Raw genomic sequence first — 14,755 nt, forward strand, 5'->3', positions numbered from 1 at the left:
TTGTATAACGGATTCTTGTCGTCACATGTGAATGACCCGATCGAAGGCATCCAGGACGGATTCGTGCATGCTTTCGCTGATCGTCGGATGCGGGAAAACCGTGTGCATCAGGTCTTCCTCGGTGGTCTCCAACTGGCGCCCGATGACGTATCCCTGGATCATCTCGGTCACCTCAGCACCGACCATATGCGCGCCCAAAAGCTCGCCCGTCTTTGCGTCAAAAATGGTTTTCACCATGCCCTCGGCCTCACCCAAGGCGATTGCCTTGCCGTTGCCGATGAACGGGAAGCGGCCGACCTTGATTTCGTATCCCAGCTCCTTCGCCTTGGCTTCGGTGTAGCCGACGCTGGCAACCTGCGGGTGGCAATAAGTGCAGCCCGCGATGCTTTCGGGTTTCACCGGATGGGCGTGTAGCCCGGCGATCAGCTCGGCCACCATCACGCCTTCATGGCTGGCCTTGTGCGCAAGCCAAGGCGCACCCGCGATGTCGCCGATGGCATACAGCCCTTCAACCCCGGTGCGGCAGAATTCATCCGTCACCACATGGGTGCGGTCGATCTTCACGCCCAGGGCTTCCAGGCCCAGATCCTCGACATTGCCGACGATCCCGACCGCGGAAATCACCGTGTCGAAATCGTGTTTCTCGACCTTGCCGCCGGTTTCGATATGCGCGGTCACCTTGCCCTTCGCGCGGTCCAGCTGCTTGACCATGGCCTTTTCCATGATCGTCATGCCCTGTTTCACGAACGCCTTTTTGGCAAAGGCCGAGATCTCGGCGTCTTCCACCGGCAGCACGCGATCCATCACCTCGACCACCGTAACATCGGCGCCCAACGTGTTGAAGAAACTGGCAAATTCGATGCCGATCGCGCCCGACCCGATGACCAGAAGCTTCTTCGGCATGCGCGGCGGGTTCAGCGCGTGCTTGTAGGTCCAGACCAGGTCCCCGTCGGCCTCCAGCCCCGGAAGTTCCCGCGCCCGCGCGCCGGTGGCCAGCACGATGTTCTTGGCAACCAGCTCTTCGGTCCCCTTGTCGGTGGTCACGCTGACTTTGCCCTTGGCAGGGATCGTCGCGGCGCCCATGAACACGGTGACCTTGTTCTTCTTCATCAGGTGGCCGATGCCGCCCGACAGCTGCGCGGCCACCCCGCGCGACCGTTTCACGACCGCAGGCAGGTCATAGCCGATCTTCTCGGCCGACAACCCGAATTCGGCAGCACGGTGCATCAGGTGAAACACTTCGGCCGAGCGCAACAGCGCCTTGGTCGGGATGCAACCCCAGTTCAAACAGATACCGCCCAGGTGCTCACGCTCGACGATGGCCACCTTCTGACCCAGCTGCGCGGCCCGGATTGCCGCGACATAGCCACCGGGGCCAGCCCCGATCACGATGGTATCAAAAGAATTGCCAGACATGCGCGCCTCCGCTTTTTCAAGATAGTTTGGCATTAAACTATTTTTTCGGTCACATCAATGACCCAAGGGAAATCCCGCCATGTGCGCAGCGAATGGCTCCCCCTCCAGGGGCAAACACATGTTCCGAGAGGTATGGAACACCCGTACCGGGCGCCAAATCAAGCATAAAGCATGCGCGACGCGCATTCCGCCGGATCACAAGCGCCCAAGGTCAGGCCGCCGACAATTCCTGCAACACGGCGCCATATCCGCCCCCCGCGACGAAAGCCGCCTCGGGGGCTGTGGTGTCGCGGGCCAGAGCCTCATTGCGATACGGGAAGCGGCCAAAGCGGCGGATCACCTCGCGATGCACTTTCGCATGCAGCAAGTTGGACGCACCGGACGCCGGCATCCGCGTCAGCATCAACCGCACGCAGCGATCCTGATCGCACAGGCTTTCGCTGTGCATCATCGGCAGGTAAAAGAACTGCCGCGCGGGCTCGTCGATCTTCATGTCCCAGCCCTTGTTCACCGCGCATTTCGCGGCCTCAAGGGCGGCCTTGTCCGAGGCAAACGCCCGGCCCTCGCCGCGAAACATGTTGCGCGGAAACTGGTCCATCAGGATGATATAGGCCAACACGCCGCTGGGATGGGTCAGCCACAGGCTGTAGGCGCCATCGCAGGCCTCCTTCCAGCTGTCCAGGAACCGGTCACGGACCATCTGGTCCAGCGTCTCGCCCCCTGCATACCATCCGTCCGGTCCGACCTCGTCCAGCCAGAAATTCAGTACGTCCTCAGGTTTGCACATTGGACCCTCCTCGCCCGCAATGTCCCCGAAAAAACCGTTACAAAAGTTTCACATATTCGCAAGCGTTTTTATGATCATTGCGCAGAGGATGTGGTTTCCGTGTCAATCTCGTCCTGTTGCGTGTCGATATAAACCTCCTGCGCCATGTCCACAGCCACCGGCGAGGCCGAGGGCGACACGGTGACAAAAGCGCCGGTTTCCTCCACTGCAGGGGCGGCACGCTGGGTCGAGCGCCACAGGCCATAGCCCAGAAGACCCAGCAGCAGCAGCCCCATATAGGCAAAGAAGCCCATCGGCCCCATCGCGCCCATCGCCCAGCCTGTCACAACAGGTCCGGCAATCGCGCCCATGCCGTTCAGAAACACCAGCCCCGAAGATGCGGCCGCCATGTCCTCCAGCTCCAGAAAGTCATTCACATAGGCCAGCAAAAGCGCATAAAGCGGGTTGGTCATGCCACCGATCAAGAAGCCCGCCAGAAGCAGGATCGAAAAGGACTGGTTCCACAGGATCGGCAGCAGCGATGCCAGGGCCGCGATGCCGGTCACGGCCAGGATCAACTGGCGCCGGTCTATCCGATCCGATATCCAACCGATCGGATATTGCAACACCAGCCCGCCGATATAGATCATCGACACGAAGACCGAAATCTCGCGCACGCTCAGCCCGATCTCGGTCCCGAACACGGCAGCCATGCCGAACTGTGCCGAGAACACACCGCCCAGCACGATGATGCCGACGCAGCCCAACGGCGACAGGCGGTACAAATCGCCCAGGCTCATCGGTTTGGTGGTGTCGAAGGCGGGCGTGGGGCTGACCGACAGCAAAATTGGCGCAAAGGCGATCGACACCAGGACCGAGGGGATGACGAACAGGACAAAGCCGGATGGGTCACCCAGGTTGAGCAGCGCCTGCGCGATGATGATGCCCGCCATCTGCACGATCAGATACAGCGACAGCGCTTTGCCCCTGTTTTCGTTCGAGGCTGCGTTGTTCAGCCAGCTTTCGGCGGTCACGTAGACGCCCGAGAAACAAAAGCCGATGATCACCCGCAACCCAGTCCAGGCCCAGGGATCCGCCAGTGACGGATAGAGGATCAATACGGCCGAGATGAACGAGCCGAGAGCCGCGAAGACCCGCACATGCCCGACCCGCCGGATCATCAGGGGGGCCAGGCGCGACCCACCCAGGAAACCCGCGAAATAGCCCGACATGACAACGGACATCTCGAAGGTCGAAAACCCCTCAAGCCCGCCGCGAATGCCCAGAAGCGTGCCCTGCACGCCGTTGCCGACCATAAGCAGCATCATGCCCAGAAGAAGGGCCCAGGAATGGGTAAGAACTTGGATCATGAGGGCACTCCGCGCGGTTCAGAGACCCACGCTAGCACATGGCGCGCGCGCGAAACGCTCAATCGCGACCACAAGGGGTCGTGTTTCGTCACCCGACCCGCGGCCGGGTGCCCATCAAGAAACATGCATGCGCGGCACGCGCATTCCGCTGGATCACGCCCCGTTGGGAAGCAAAAGCGAACTGTCTCCATAGGAAAAAAAGCGATAGCCCTGCGCGATCGCATGGTCATAAACGTCGCCCATCCGCTCGACCCCCATCAGGGCAGACACCAGCATCATCAGCGTGGATTTCGGCAGGTGAAAATTGGTCATCAGCCCGTCTGCGATGTCGAAGGTAAACCCCGGCGTGATGAAGATGTCGGTTTCTCCGGTCCAGGCTGCGATCTGACCGGGCCCGCGGGCTGCGCTTTCAATCAGGCGCAGCGCGGTGGTGCCCACCGGAATCACCCGTCCCCCGGCCGCTTTCGTCGCGTTGATCTCCTCGGCGGCGCGCGTGCTTACCCGGCCCCATTCGGCGTGCATCTTGTGCGCGGACACGTCATCGACCTTTACCGGCAGAAAAGTTCCTGCGCCCACATGCAGCGTCACGCGGGTCATCTCGACCCCCTTCGCGGCAAGCGCATCCAGAAGCGCCTGGTCGAAATGCAGCGATGCGGTCGGCGCGGCCACTGCCCCGCTGTGCGCGGCAAAGACGGTCTGGTAGTCCTCGTGGTCCTGCGCATCGGCCGCGCGTTTGGCGGCAATATAGGGTGGCAACGGCATCTGCCCCGCCACGGACAGGGCGTCATCAAATGCCGCCCCCTCAAGGTTGAAGGCCAGAACCGCCTGCCCGTCCGACTTCGCGGTCAGCTTTGCGCTCAGATCAGGCGAGAAGACGATCTCTTCGCCCTCTTTCACCTTGCGCAGTGGTTTCACCAGCGCCTGCCATTGCCCGTCGGTGTCGGGTGACAACAGCGTAACCTCGATCTTCGCCACCCCTTCCCCGACAGCACCTGGCCGGGTGCGCGTGCCAAACAGCCGCGCGGGAATCACTTTTGTGTCGTTCAGCACCAATCGATCACCGGGACGCAACCAATCGGTCAGGTCCGTCACCTGTCCGTCAGTCATGGCCTCTGGTGTTGCCACCAGAAGCCGCGCGGCAGTACGCGGCCGCGCGGGGCGGGTCGCGATCAGCGCATCGGGCAGATCGAAGTCGAAGTCACTCAGTTTCATGGCAGATCAGTCTTGCGGCTTGGGCGGTTGGCGGCGGAAGATATCGCGAAACATGCCCGGTGTCAGGATGGAAAGCGGGTTAACCCCTACTTTCGGGTCCCCGGGCGACCCTTTAAGGGTAAAATTGAACCCAACCAACCCCTCGCCTCGACGGGTAAAAGCTTGGCCAATCGAATTCACGATATAGAACGGCGACAGGACCCCCTGCATGTCCATGTTCGAATTTCGAAGGTCATAGTAGCCGTCCAGCGATATGCCCAGCGAATGACCAATGGCCGAGGATCGATACAGCGTGACAAGGGTTGGGGTCAGACGAAACCGGGCATCGACCGTGCCAAAGGCAAGTCCGTCGCCGTCGAGTTGCTCCAGGAGGCCAACAACCGAAATCGCCGACAGAAGCTCGGCCATCGCGGGTGCGCCGACCACGCGGGTATCGGTGATTTTCAGATCGCCCTCATAGATACCTTCGCCTTCGCGCGGGGTCAGGATCAACTCAAGATTGCCGCCCCGCGCCGTGTCGAAGACGCCCGCACCGCGCAGCACCGCACCCGCGTCTTTGCTCGTAATGCGAAAGGCCGAGCCTGCGGGTTGTGGCGCTAACGCGCCGCGAATGGCCGCGCCACCTTTGACCAAAGCCGTGAACTTGCCGTTCAAGCCACCGCGCCGGTTGAACTCCCCGTCAAAGCTGGTCAACACGATGCCTTCCGAGATGGTCAGGCGATCCAACGTCAGATTGATCGGCGCATCACCCCCCCCGCCGCCATCGCCCGAGCTGAACTCAGCCCGGCGCATGTCGGCGCTGCCACCCGACACGACGATGCCCGCGTTTTGGTCTTTGCCACGTCCAACAAAGGCCACTGGCGCGTCCAGCCAACCTCCCACGCGCACGCGATCGAAACTGGCGCGATCCAGCTGTCCCTCGGGGGTCAGTGCGACTTTGCCCGTTGCGCTCAGTCCCGGGGCGTCGAACGCAATCCTGTCGATGCGTGCGACCTCACCCAGCACGCCTTCGACCTCAAGACTACCGGTGAGATTTGCCGGTTTCGACCAGCCAAGCGCCGAGGCTGACAGCTGCAAGCGGTTCAGATCCGACTGCAACCGAAACGCAGGCGCACCGGATTTGGGAAGGTCCAGCGTAATCCGACCGATGCCTTTCCCCGCAACGGTGCCGTCGGGCAGGCCGATGTTAAATTCGTCCAGAAAAGTCTGGCTTAGCTCGACCCACCCATCCAGCTGTGACCGGTCTTCCGCCTTTGCACCCATTCCCATGCGCCAACTGCCGCCTGCCGCGACACTGCCCACACGCCCGTCGCCGCTGATCTCGATCCCATCGTGGGTGACGTGCACCTTGGCGCTGGGCGCAACAAGCACCCGGTCCGGGATCAGCTTGTCCGAGCGCAGGTCATGCAGCTCGGCCACCACATCGAAACGGATGTCCTTCGGATCCATCTGTTCCTGCATTTCAATGTTCAACCGCCCGGTCGCCACCGCCTGACCCGTCGCCAAGTCGGGGCCAAAATCACCATCCTTGAATATTTCGAACGGTTTGGCGTCCAGCACGGACAACACGCCCCGCACCGGCCCCGACACCGCCAGCCGGGCCACGGCCGGGGTCGGTTTCGCGGGCATGTGCGGTATGGTGAAACTCGTGCCGGCCACCGCCACCCGGTCGCCAGAGGGTGCGGTCAGATATCCGCCCTCGGCCACCGCGGTGAAGGTCTGATCCTCGATCGACAGGTATCCCGACATGTCTTCGATCAGCACCATCGCCTTGACCGGGCGCACGGTCGCCCCCTGCAGTGCTGCGCCGACCGAGATATGCGGCGCCTGATCCGGGACCATGCGAAACGCCACATGGGCGTCATGCGCCGTGCCTGCAATCACGTTTTCGGCCACCCAGGTCCGAGGTTTCGGCGACAATGTGGTGGGCCAAAGCGCCAGCACCTGATCGCGTTGGAGTCGATCTGCGGTGGCGTCCAGAGCCAGCCACCAGCCGTCGCGGTCGGCGCTGATTTCCCCACTGCCACGAAAGGTGGTGTCCCGGTGGCGGGCCACCAATTGACCAATATCAACGGTGAAGGGATCCAGCCTCAGCCGGAAATCCACAGCACCCTGCTTCAGCTCCACCGGCGTTTCGAACCAACCGCGCGGGTTCAGCTGAGCGCGGGTGATGGTGAACTGCCCCAGCAGGCTGCCGGGCCACCCGTTGGCATAGTCGCGCAGATAGGCATGGCCTTCGCCGCGCGCCATGCCCAGCTCGGAGGTCACCGAAATCTCGGTAAAATCGACCCGGTCGGCGATCGGGTCATAGTCAAGATAGACTTTGCCGCCATCGAATTTTACCGGCCTTGCCCCGGGCGCAGGCGACAGGGCGCCGGTGCCGATTTCCAGCGTTCCGACCAGGTCCGACAGATTGCCCTCGGCGTCGATTGCCGTGCGCAATGCGCCGGAAATCGGTGCATCCACCACCGCCAGGAAGGCCAGCACCGGGGATTGCGCGGCGATGTCAGCGGCAGCGGCGTTGCGAAAGGTGGCACCCAGCGACGCTTCGGATGAGCCCTTGGCCGAGCGGAACCCCAACACGGTTTCCGCCAATTCTTCGGTCTGGTTGAACACATCGAAAGACACGGTAATGTCCACCACCTTGTCGGTCTGTTCCAGTTGCAGGCGTCCGTCCGTGACCTGCCACAACCGGCCCGAACGCGCGTCCTCAAGCGTGATGGTCAGCTGATCGGCGTCGATACTGTCGGCCTTGGACAGCGGTCCGTCGGTGAACACACCATCAATCGCGTCCAGCACCGAGGCCAAATCTCCCGAGGCACCGCCGGCCTGACCGAAACTCAGGTCGAACTCCCCGTTCGCGCGCCGCCGCAGAGTGACCTGTGCGCCGGACAGATAAAGCTTCGAGGGCTCCAACCGGCCACGAAGCAGCGGTCCCGGCTTGATCCCGCCCTCGACCCCGTTGAGCTGCGCCACCTCAAGGCCAGTGTTGTCACGGATGCCGACATTGACGAAACGCACGTTTGGACGCCCTTTCGGGGTCACGCCCAGCTCGACCCGCTCCAACGAAATCGACGCATGACCCAGCCGAGCATTCAGCTGGTCTTCCACCCGGTCACGCACCCAATCGGGCGTCGTGATCACCCGACCGGTCAGTGACATCGAGCTGAGCACCAGAAACAACGCCATCAGGGCGATTGACAGCAGCATCCAGAAGCCCAGATGCCAATGCAGCCGACGAATACGGCGCTTCGGTTTTGGTGGGGGCGTGTCGCTCATGGTCGCTTTGGCGAAATCCTTCGTGGCATTCGCTTCCATTGTCGCGCGAACGCTTCTAAAACGAAAGCCTTATGACCAAGTTGGAGGGAAGGAAAGCCATGAGCGCCCAATTGCCCGAACCCGGCAGCATCGCGCCGGATTTCACCCTGCCCCAGGATGGCGGCGACGATGTTACTCTGTCCGCGTTGCGTCCGGACCGGGTTGTTCTGTTTTTCTATCCCAAGGACAACACGCCCGGCTGCACCACCGAGGCACTGGAATTCACGGCAACCGCTCAGACCTTCGCCGACGCCGGTGTTCAGGTGTTCGGGATCTCCAAAGACAGCCTGAAAAAACACGAAAACTTCCGCGCCAAACATGCGCTGGGTGTTCCTTTGTTGTCGGATGCCGACGGGGACGTGTGCGAACGGTATGGCGTCTGGGGCGAAAAGCAGAACTATGGCCGCACATATATGGGCATCAGCCGCACCACCGTGCTGATCGACTCCGACGGCACCGTGCTGCGTGTCTGGCCGAAAGTGCGCGTGAAGGGCCATGTGGACGACGTGCTGGCCGCGGTGCAGGCATTGTGAACCTGTCTCTGGCCCAGATGGCGGTCGAAGTGCTGAGCACTGCCGATGGACGCGCCAAGACCGCCCTGTCACACAAACACGCCGCCGCCTGGTTCGCTGCGCGTGAGGCCGGGACGCCGCTTGAGATCGGCGCGGCCACGCCACCGGATTTCCCCGCGCGCCCGGACCGGCCCGAACTCCTGGACCCGCGCGACGTGCCCAAACGCAAGCCCGGCAGCCCGGACGGACGCCGCGCGCTGTTGCATGCGGTGGCGCATATCGAACTGAACGCGGTCGACTTGCATTGGGACATCATCGCCCGATTTTCGGATGTAAAAATGCCGTTGGGATTCTATGACGACTGGGTCAAAGCCGCGGACGAAGAAAGCAAGCATTTCAACCTAGTATGCGACTGCCTTGAAGCACAAGACAGCCAGTATGGCGCTTTGCCTGCCCATGCGGGCATGTGGCGCGCGGCTTCGGACACGGCCGATGACATCATGGGGCGTCTGGCGGTTGTTCCAATGGTGCTAGAAGCGCGCGGGCTCGACGTGACACCCGGCATGATCGAGGTGTTCCGCAAGGCTGGGGACAGGGGCACGATCGAAGCCCTTGAAGTCATTTACAGCGAAGAGGTCGGCCATGTTGCCTATGGCTCGAAATGGTTCCATTTCCTATGCGGGCGCCACGAGTTGGATCCCAAGGACACGTTCCACGCCCTGGTGCGCAAATACTTCCACGGCCCGCTCAAACCGCCTTTCAACGAAGAAAAACGCGCCGAGGCCGGATTGCCGCCGGATTTCTACTGGCCGTTGGCCGATCGGTTACCCCCTTCGCGCACAAGCTGAGCAATCGGCGGGAAACCGCGTGTCGCAGCCCCCCAAGCTAATGGAATCGCCCGAAAATCGTTGCGTGAACCTCCCTTGCGCGCTAAGGAACCCCGTGCGTACGCGGGGGGATGCGGCTGCGCACGAGAATGGGATGACTGTACGCGCAAGAACGCGGCAACTGGGTGACAGGGCTTGCTGACAAGACTGACTTACAAAATCAATCATGCGTTGGAGCGGGTTTTCCCCGAACAGCGTCTGTTTCTGCGCTCTGAAGATGGCACGCGGTTCATCCGCCTGACGCCTCTTGCGCAATGCCTGGGCTGGACCGGATCGGCGGCTTTCGTGGCCTGGTCGATCATTGCGACCGCCGTATTGCTGATGGATTCAATCGGGTCTGGCAACTTCCGCGATCAGGCGGCGCGCGATCAACGTCTTTACGAAGAACGGCTGCAAATTCTGTCCACCCAACGCGATGCCCGCGCCTCTGAGGCGCTGGCCGCGCAAGCCCGCTTCAACTTGGCGCTGGCGCAGATTTCCGACATGCAGAGCGAACTTTTGTCCTCTGAGGATCGACGCAAGGAGCTGGAGACCGGCATCGGCGTGATCCAGTCCACTCTGCGCCGGACCATGGGCGAACGTGACGAGGCACGCAGAAGCGTCGAAGCGATGTTGGCTGCAGCCAAGGACGAAGCCAATGGCGGACAGGTCATCGCAACAGGCGATGCAACCGCAACACTGGATTTCCTGACCGCCGCGTTGGAAAGCACCGCCGCGGAACGTGACCTGATGGCCGCCAGCGCCGTCCAGGCCGAGACGTTCGCCCAGGACATGATCTATGAGCAGCGCCTGCGGGACGAGCGAAACGATCAGATTTTCCAACAACTTGAGGACGCCGTCACCGTGTCCTTGGAGCCGTTGGACAAAATGTTCCGTGCCTCGGGTGTGCCAGTGAACACGATCCTGGACCAGGTTCGTCGCGGCTATTCCGGCCAAGGTGGTCCGCTGACTCCGCTGGCCCTGTCGACCAAGGGCGGCGAGCCCGACCCCGACAGCCTGCGCGCCAACGCGATCCTGACTGAGCTGGATCGCATGAACCTTTACCGCATCGCGGCGCAGAGGATGCCATTCGCCCAACCGGTGAAATCGGCGTTCCGCTTCACCAGTGGCTTTGGCATGCGCTGGGGGCGGATGCACAATGGCACCGACTTCGCCGCGCCGATCGGCACGCCAGTCTATGCCACGGCCGATGGCGTAGTGATCTCGGCCGACTGGTCTTCGGGCTATGGACGTCTGATCAAGATCCAGCATGAGTTCGGGATCGAGACGCGCTATGCGCATCTTTCAGCCATGAGTGTGCGAAAAGGCGAAAGGGTATCGCGTGGGCAGAGAATTGGTGATATGGGAAACTCTGGTCGCTCAACCGGTCCCCATCTTCACTATGAAGTGCGTGTGGGCGGTAAGGCAGTCAATCCGATGATCTATATCAAGGCAGCGAACGATGTTTTCTAAAAGCAGGATCAACGAGCCGGGCCCGAAGGCCGGTGAGAACGAAGCAAAACCGGCAGCCCCCGAGGCTCCGGCAAAGCCGGCAGTTCCGACTGCCAAGGGGGCCACGCCCCCTCCCCCAGCACCAAAGGCAAAACCGCCCGCCTCCTCCCTGTCCTCGGACCTGGTGATCAAGGGCAACCTCAAGTCCACCGGTGACATCCTGGTCGAAGGCACAGTAGAAGGCGACATTCGCGCCCACACCCTGACCGTTGGCGAAGGCGCCACGGTGAAGGGCGAAGTGACCGCCGATGACGTCGTGATCAACGGTCGCATTATCGGTCGTCTCCGCGGGCTAAAGGTCCGCCTGACCTCGACCGCACGGGTTGAAGGCGATATCATCCACAAAACAATCGCGATCGAAAGCGGTGCGCATTTCGAAGGCTCGGTGCAGCGTCAGGACGATCCGCTGACCCCCGGCGCGAAGCCCGCCGCAAAAGCCAAGGAATAAGATCCCCACAGCGGGACCGCAAAAGGCCGTCCAACTGGGCGGCCTTTTTTTGTCCGGGTCTCTCTGGTCAGTCTTCGAAGCTCATCGACCGGCGATACAAGTGCCAGGTCGCGTGTCCCAGCACCGGCAACACCACGAACAGGCCCAGAAAAAACGGCGCCATGCCCAAAAGCGTCAGGGCTGAGATAAAAAGCCCCCAGGCCACCATTGGCACCAGGTTCTGCAAGACCAGTTGAAAGCTGTGGATCATTGCCGAGATGAAATCCATCTCGCGATCCAGCAACATCGGCAGGCTCATCACAGTCAGTGAAAACAGCACGAACGAGATGATCGCACCAACTGCCGTGCCCACCGCCAGCATAGTCAGGCCCTTCTGCGTCAGGATCGTGTCCTGCCAGTTGCTTAGAATGTTCGTCATCGGCTCCAGCCCCATGAACAGGGCAAAGATCATGTGAGCGAGGAACATCCAGAACAGAAAGATGATGACCATCACCGCCGCCACGCTGGGCGTTTGGCGGTCTTTCTGGCGCACGACCACACCAAGAACGGCGGCCCAATCCAGTGGCGCACCCTCCTCCAGCCGGCGGCTGACCTCATACAGGCCGACGCCGAAAAAGGGAGCCAACAGCGGGAAACCGGCTGCCAAAGGAATGATCCAGTAACTCTGGTCCAACACGTCGAGCTCCAGAAAAATCAGGATCCCGCCCAGCACATAGAAAAAGGAAAAGAATAGCCCGAACATTGGCGCGCGCCTAAAATCGCGAAACCCCGCGCCCAAGGCCGCAGACAAATCCGAAAAGCCCACTCTGGCGATCGCTGGCGGCCCGGATGCCGCAAGTTCTGTTGCGTCGGTCATGTAACCTCCCTGCACGTTTGTTTTTTCACGCGTTAAGAGAGTGTTGCGGCTGAGTGTCGCGGCGTCAAGGCGCGCGCGCAAGATTATTGCCCGCAAGCCGCTGCGGCTGGACGCCCATCAGGATCATGCATGCGCGGCACGCGCATTCCGCTGGATCAGGTGACGGCTCGGATCAGTCTTCGCCCTGGGCATCCGCGCGGCTTTTGCCCGCCACGTTCATCGCCAGCGTCGCCGCCATGAAGCCATCCAAATCGCCATCCAGAACCCCCGACGTATCGGCGGTCTCATGGTTCGTGCGCAGGTCTTTCACCATCTGGTAGGGCTGCAGAACATAAGACCGGATCTGCGTGCCCCAGGCCGCGTCGCCCTTGGCCTCGTGCATCGCGTTGACCTCGGCGTTCCGCCGGTCCAGCTCCATCTGGTACAGACGCGATTTCAGCGCCTTCATGGCGATGTCGCGGTTCTGGTGCTGGGATTTCTCTGAACTTGTGACCACGATCCCCGTCGGGTGGTGGGTGATGCGCACGGCCGAATCTGTCGTGTTCACGTGCTGCCCACCCGCGCCCGACGACCGGTAGGTGTCGATGCGAATATCGGCAGGGTTCACTTCGATCTCGATGTTGTCGTCGATCACCGGATAGGCACCGACTGCGGCAAAGGACGTCTCACGCGTGCCCTTGCCGAAGGGCGAAATGCGCACCAGGCGATGCGTGCCGCTTTCCGACTTCAGCCAGCCATAGGCGTTGTGACCTTTGACCTGATAGGTAACGGATTTGATCCCGGCCTCGGTGCCGGCGGTCTCTTCCTGCAGCTCGACGGAAAATCCGCGCTTTTCGGCCCAACGCACATACATGCGCGCCAGCATCGAGGCCCAGTCGCAGGCTTCCGTGCCGCCCGCGCCGGACTTGATTTCCAGAAAGGCGTCGTTGGCGTCGGTTTCGCCGCTCAACAGCGCCTCAAGCTCGGCGGCGGCGGCTTTCTTGACCAGAACGGCCAGCGTCGCCTCGGCGTCGGAAACGACCTCGTCGTCCTCTTCCATCTCGCCCAATTCGATCAGCTCGACAGAATCCGACAGGTCCTGCGCCATCGCCTTGTAGGCGGTCACGCTGTCCAGCAGCGTCTGGCGTTCGCGCATCAGTTTCTGCGCGCGGGCCGGATCGTTCCACAGATCCGGATCCTCGGTCATGGCGTTGAATTCTTCCATCCGGTGTTCGGCCGTGTCCCAACCGATCCGCTGGCGCAGAAGCGCCAGGGATTTCTCGATTGCCTCGACGTTGTTCTGAGCCTCTGCCCGCATGGGTGTATTCCCTGTTCACAATCCTGATGCGTGCAATAGCAAGCGCCAGCGTCAGGAGCAACACCGGCGACGCGCCGGGGCGGCAGCCCTCAGACCCGCATCGAGCGGCCTTCGTGGAACACCTGCACCTTCGACGGATCCGCCGTCAGACGCACGGTCTGGCCGCGCAAGTCGGCGTGGATGCCGGGCAGCTTGGCGATCAGCGGCTCACGGCCATGTTCGGCCATGAAGTACAACAGCGTCACCTCGCCCAGGGCCTCGACGATGTTCACCGTTCCATCCATCAGCGCCTCGCCGTCGGCCAGGACGAAATCTTCGGGCCGCACACCGACATTCACCCGCTTGCCCAGGTCGGCATCCGTGGACGGCATATCGGCCACTGCGGTGCCTTCGTCATCCAGCTTTATCACCGTCGTCTTACCGGTCTTGACGATCTCACCGGGCAGCAGGTTCATTGACGGGCTGCCGATGAACTGGGCCACGAATTCATTGTCTGGACGTTCATAAAGGTCCAGCGGGCTGCCGACCTGGGCGATGCCCTTGTTGGCCAGAACCACGATCTTATCGGCCAGAGTCATCGCTTCGACCTGGTCGTGGGTGACATAGATCATCGTGCTTTCCGGCATCGCCTCTTTCAGCTGCGCGATCTCAAGCCGGGTGGCAACGCGCAAGGCCGCATCGAGGTTCGAGAGCGGTTCATCGAACAAATACACCTTGGGGTCGCGCACGATAGCGCGGCCGATCGCAACACGCTGACGTTGCCCTCCCGACAGCGCTTTGGGCAGGCGGTCCAGGTAGTCGTCCAGCAGCAGGATCTTCGCCGCCTTGTGCACCGCCGCGTCGATTTCTTCTTTCGACTTCTTGGCGATCTTCAGGGCAAAGGCCATGTTGTCATAGACCGTCATGTGCGGATAAAGCGCGTAGGACTGGAACACCATCGCGATGCCGCGCTGGCTGGGGGGCACGTCGTTCATCACCACACCGTCGATTTCCAGACTGCCCGCGGTGATCTTTTCCAGCCCCGCGATCATGCGCAGAAGCGTGGACTTGCCACAGCCGGAGGGGCCGACGAAGACGATCAGCTCGCCGGTCTTGATGTCCAGGTCGATGCCCTTTAGCACCTCGACACTGCCGCCATAGGTCTTGCCGACATCCGTCAGTTTCAATTCTGCCATCTCTTTC

12 protein-coding genes are annotated in these 14,755 nt (G+C 61.7%); 4 read left to right on the forward strand and 8 right to left on the reverse strand.

All coding sequences use genetic code 11. The features are described from left to right. Positions 1-21: 21 nt before the first annotated feature. From lpdA to MN188_RS03725, 5 genes are all read right to left on the reverse strand, one after another. Complete coding sequence (gene lpdA, locus MN188_RS03705) at positions 22-1,416, reverse strand: dihydrolipoyl dehydrogenase (RefSeq protein ID WP_242106254.1); 1,395 nt, start codon at positions 1,414-1,416, stop codon at positions 22-24. 211 nt (positions 1,417-1,627) lie between these two features. After that, positions 1,628-2,203: a DUF924 family protein gene (locus MN188_RS03710; protein ID WP_242106255.1), complete on the reverse strand. Its 576-nt coding sequence runs from the start codon at positions 2,201-2,203 to the stop codon at positions 1,628-1,630. 74 nt (positions 2,204-2,277) lie between these two features. Then, on the reverse strand, positions 2,278-3,552 hold the full coding sequence (locus MN188_RS03715) for an MFS transporter (RefSeq protein ID WP_242106256.1): 1,275 nt from the start codon (positions 3,550-3,552) through the stop codon (positions 2,278-2,280). Between the two features lie 153 nt (positions 3,553-3,705). Next, positions 3,706-4,764: a tRNA preQ1(34) S-adenosylmethionine ribosyltransferase-isomerase QueA gene (gene queA, locus MN188_RS03720; RefSeq protein ID WP_242106257.1), complete on the reverse strand. Its 1,059-nt coding sequence runs from the start codon at positions 4,762-4,764 to the stop codon at positions 3,706-3,708. A gap of 6 nt (positions 4,765-4,770) precedes the next feature. Continuing rightward, on the reverse strand, positions 4,771-8,043 hold the full coding sequence (locus MN188_RS03725; protein ID WP_242106258.1) for a YhdP family protein: 3,273 nt from the start codon (positions 8,041-8,043) through the stop codon (positions 4,771-4,773). A gap of 98 nt (positions 8,044-8,141) precedes the next feature. Between MN188_RS03725 and bcp the strand changes: the two genes are divergently transcribed. The 4 genes from bcp (at position 8,142) to MN188_RS03745 (ending at position 11,420) form a co-directional block, all read left to right on the forward strand. Further along, positions 8,142-8,615: a thioredoxin-dependent thiol peroxidase gene (bcp, locus tag MN188_RS03730; protein ID WP_242106259.1), complete on the forward strand. Its 474-nt coding sequence runs from the start codon at positions 8,142-8,144 to the stop codon at positions 8,613-8,615. Between the two features lie 17 nt (positions 8,616-8,632). Continuing rightward, entirely contained in the window at positions 8,633-9,442 is an 810-nt protein-coding gene (locus MN188_RS03735; RefSeq protein WP_242107367.1) for a ferritin-like domain-containing protein, read from the forward strand. A 174-nt stretch (positions 9,443-9,616) separates the two neighbouring features. Further along, the gene (locus MN188_RS03740; protein WP_242106260.1) at positions 9,617-10,933 is read left to right on the forward strand and encodes a M23 family metallopeptidase; all 1,317 of its coding nucleotides are present in this window, start codon (positions 9,617-9,619) and stop codon (positions 10,931-10,933) included. Beyond that, positions 10,923-11,420, forward strand: a complete 498-nt coding sequence (locus tag MN188_RS03745; protein WP_242106261.1) for a bactofilin family protein — start codon at positions 10,923-10,925, stop codon at positions 11,418-11,420. Before MN188_RS03740 ends, MN188_RS03745 begins: the two co-directional genes overlap by 11 nt. Positions 11,421-11,487: 67 nt before the next feature. Here the strand turns inward: MN188_RS03745 and MN188_RS03750 are convergent, their stop codons facing one another. From MN188_RS03750 to MN188_RS03760, 3 genes are all read right to left on the reverse strand, one after another. Continuing rightward, entirely contained in the window at positions 11,488-12,276 is a 789-nt protein-coding gene (locus MN188_RS03750; RefSeq protein WP_242106262.1) for a DUF2189 domain-containing protein, read from the reverse strand. Positions 12,277-12,448: 172 nt separating this feature from the next. Next, a complete protein-coding gene (prfB, locus tag MN188_RS03755) occupies positions 12,449-13,573 on the reverse strand; it encodes a peptide chain release factor 2 (RefSeq protein WP_242106263.1) in 1,125 nt (374 codons plus the stop codon). An 89-nt stretch (positions 13,574-13,662) separates the two neighbouring features. Further along, positions 13,663-14,748 carry an ABC transporter ATP-binding protein gene (locus MN188_RS03760; RefSeq protein ID WP_242106264.1) on the reverse strand — a complete coding sequence of 362 codons (1,086 nt, stop codon included), beginning with the start codon at positions 14,746-14,748 and terminating at the stop codon, positions 13,663-13,665. Positions 14,749-14,755: the final 7 nt, after the last annotated feature.

The organism is Aliiroseovarius subalbicans, from assembly GCF_022678625.1.
Classification (GTDB): Bacteria; Pseudomonadota; Alphaproteobacteria; order Rhodobacterales; family Rhodobacteraceae; genus Aliiroseovarius_A; species Aliiroseovarius_A subalbicans.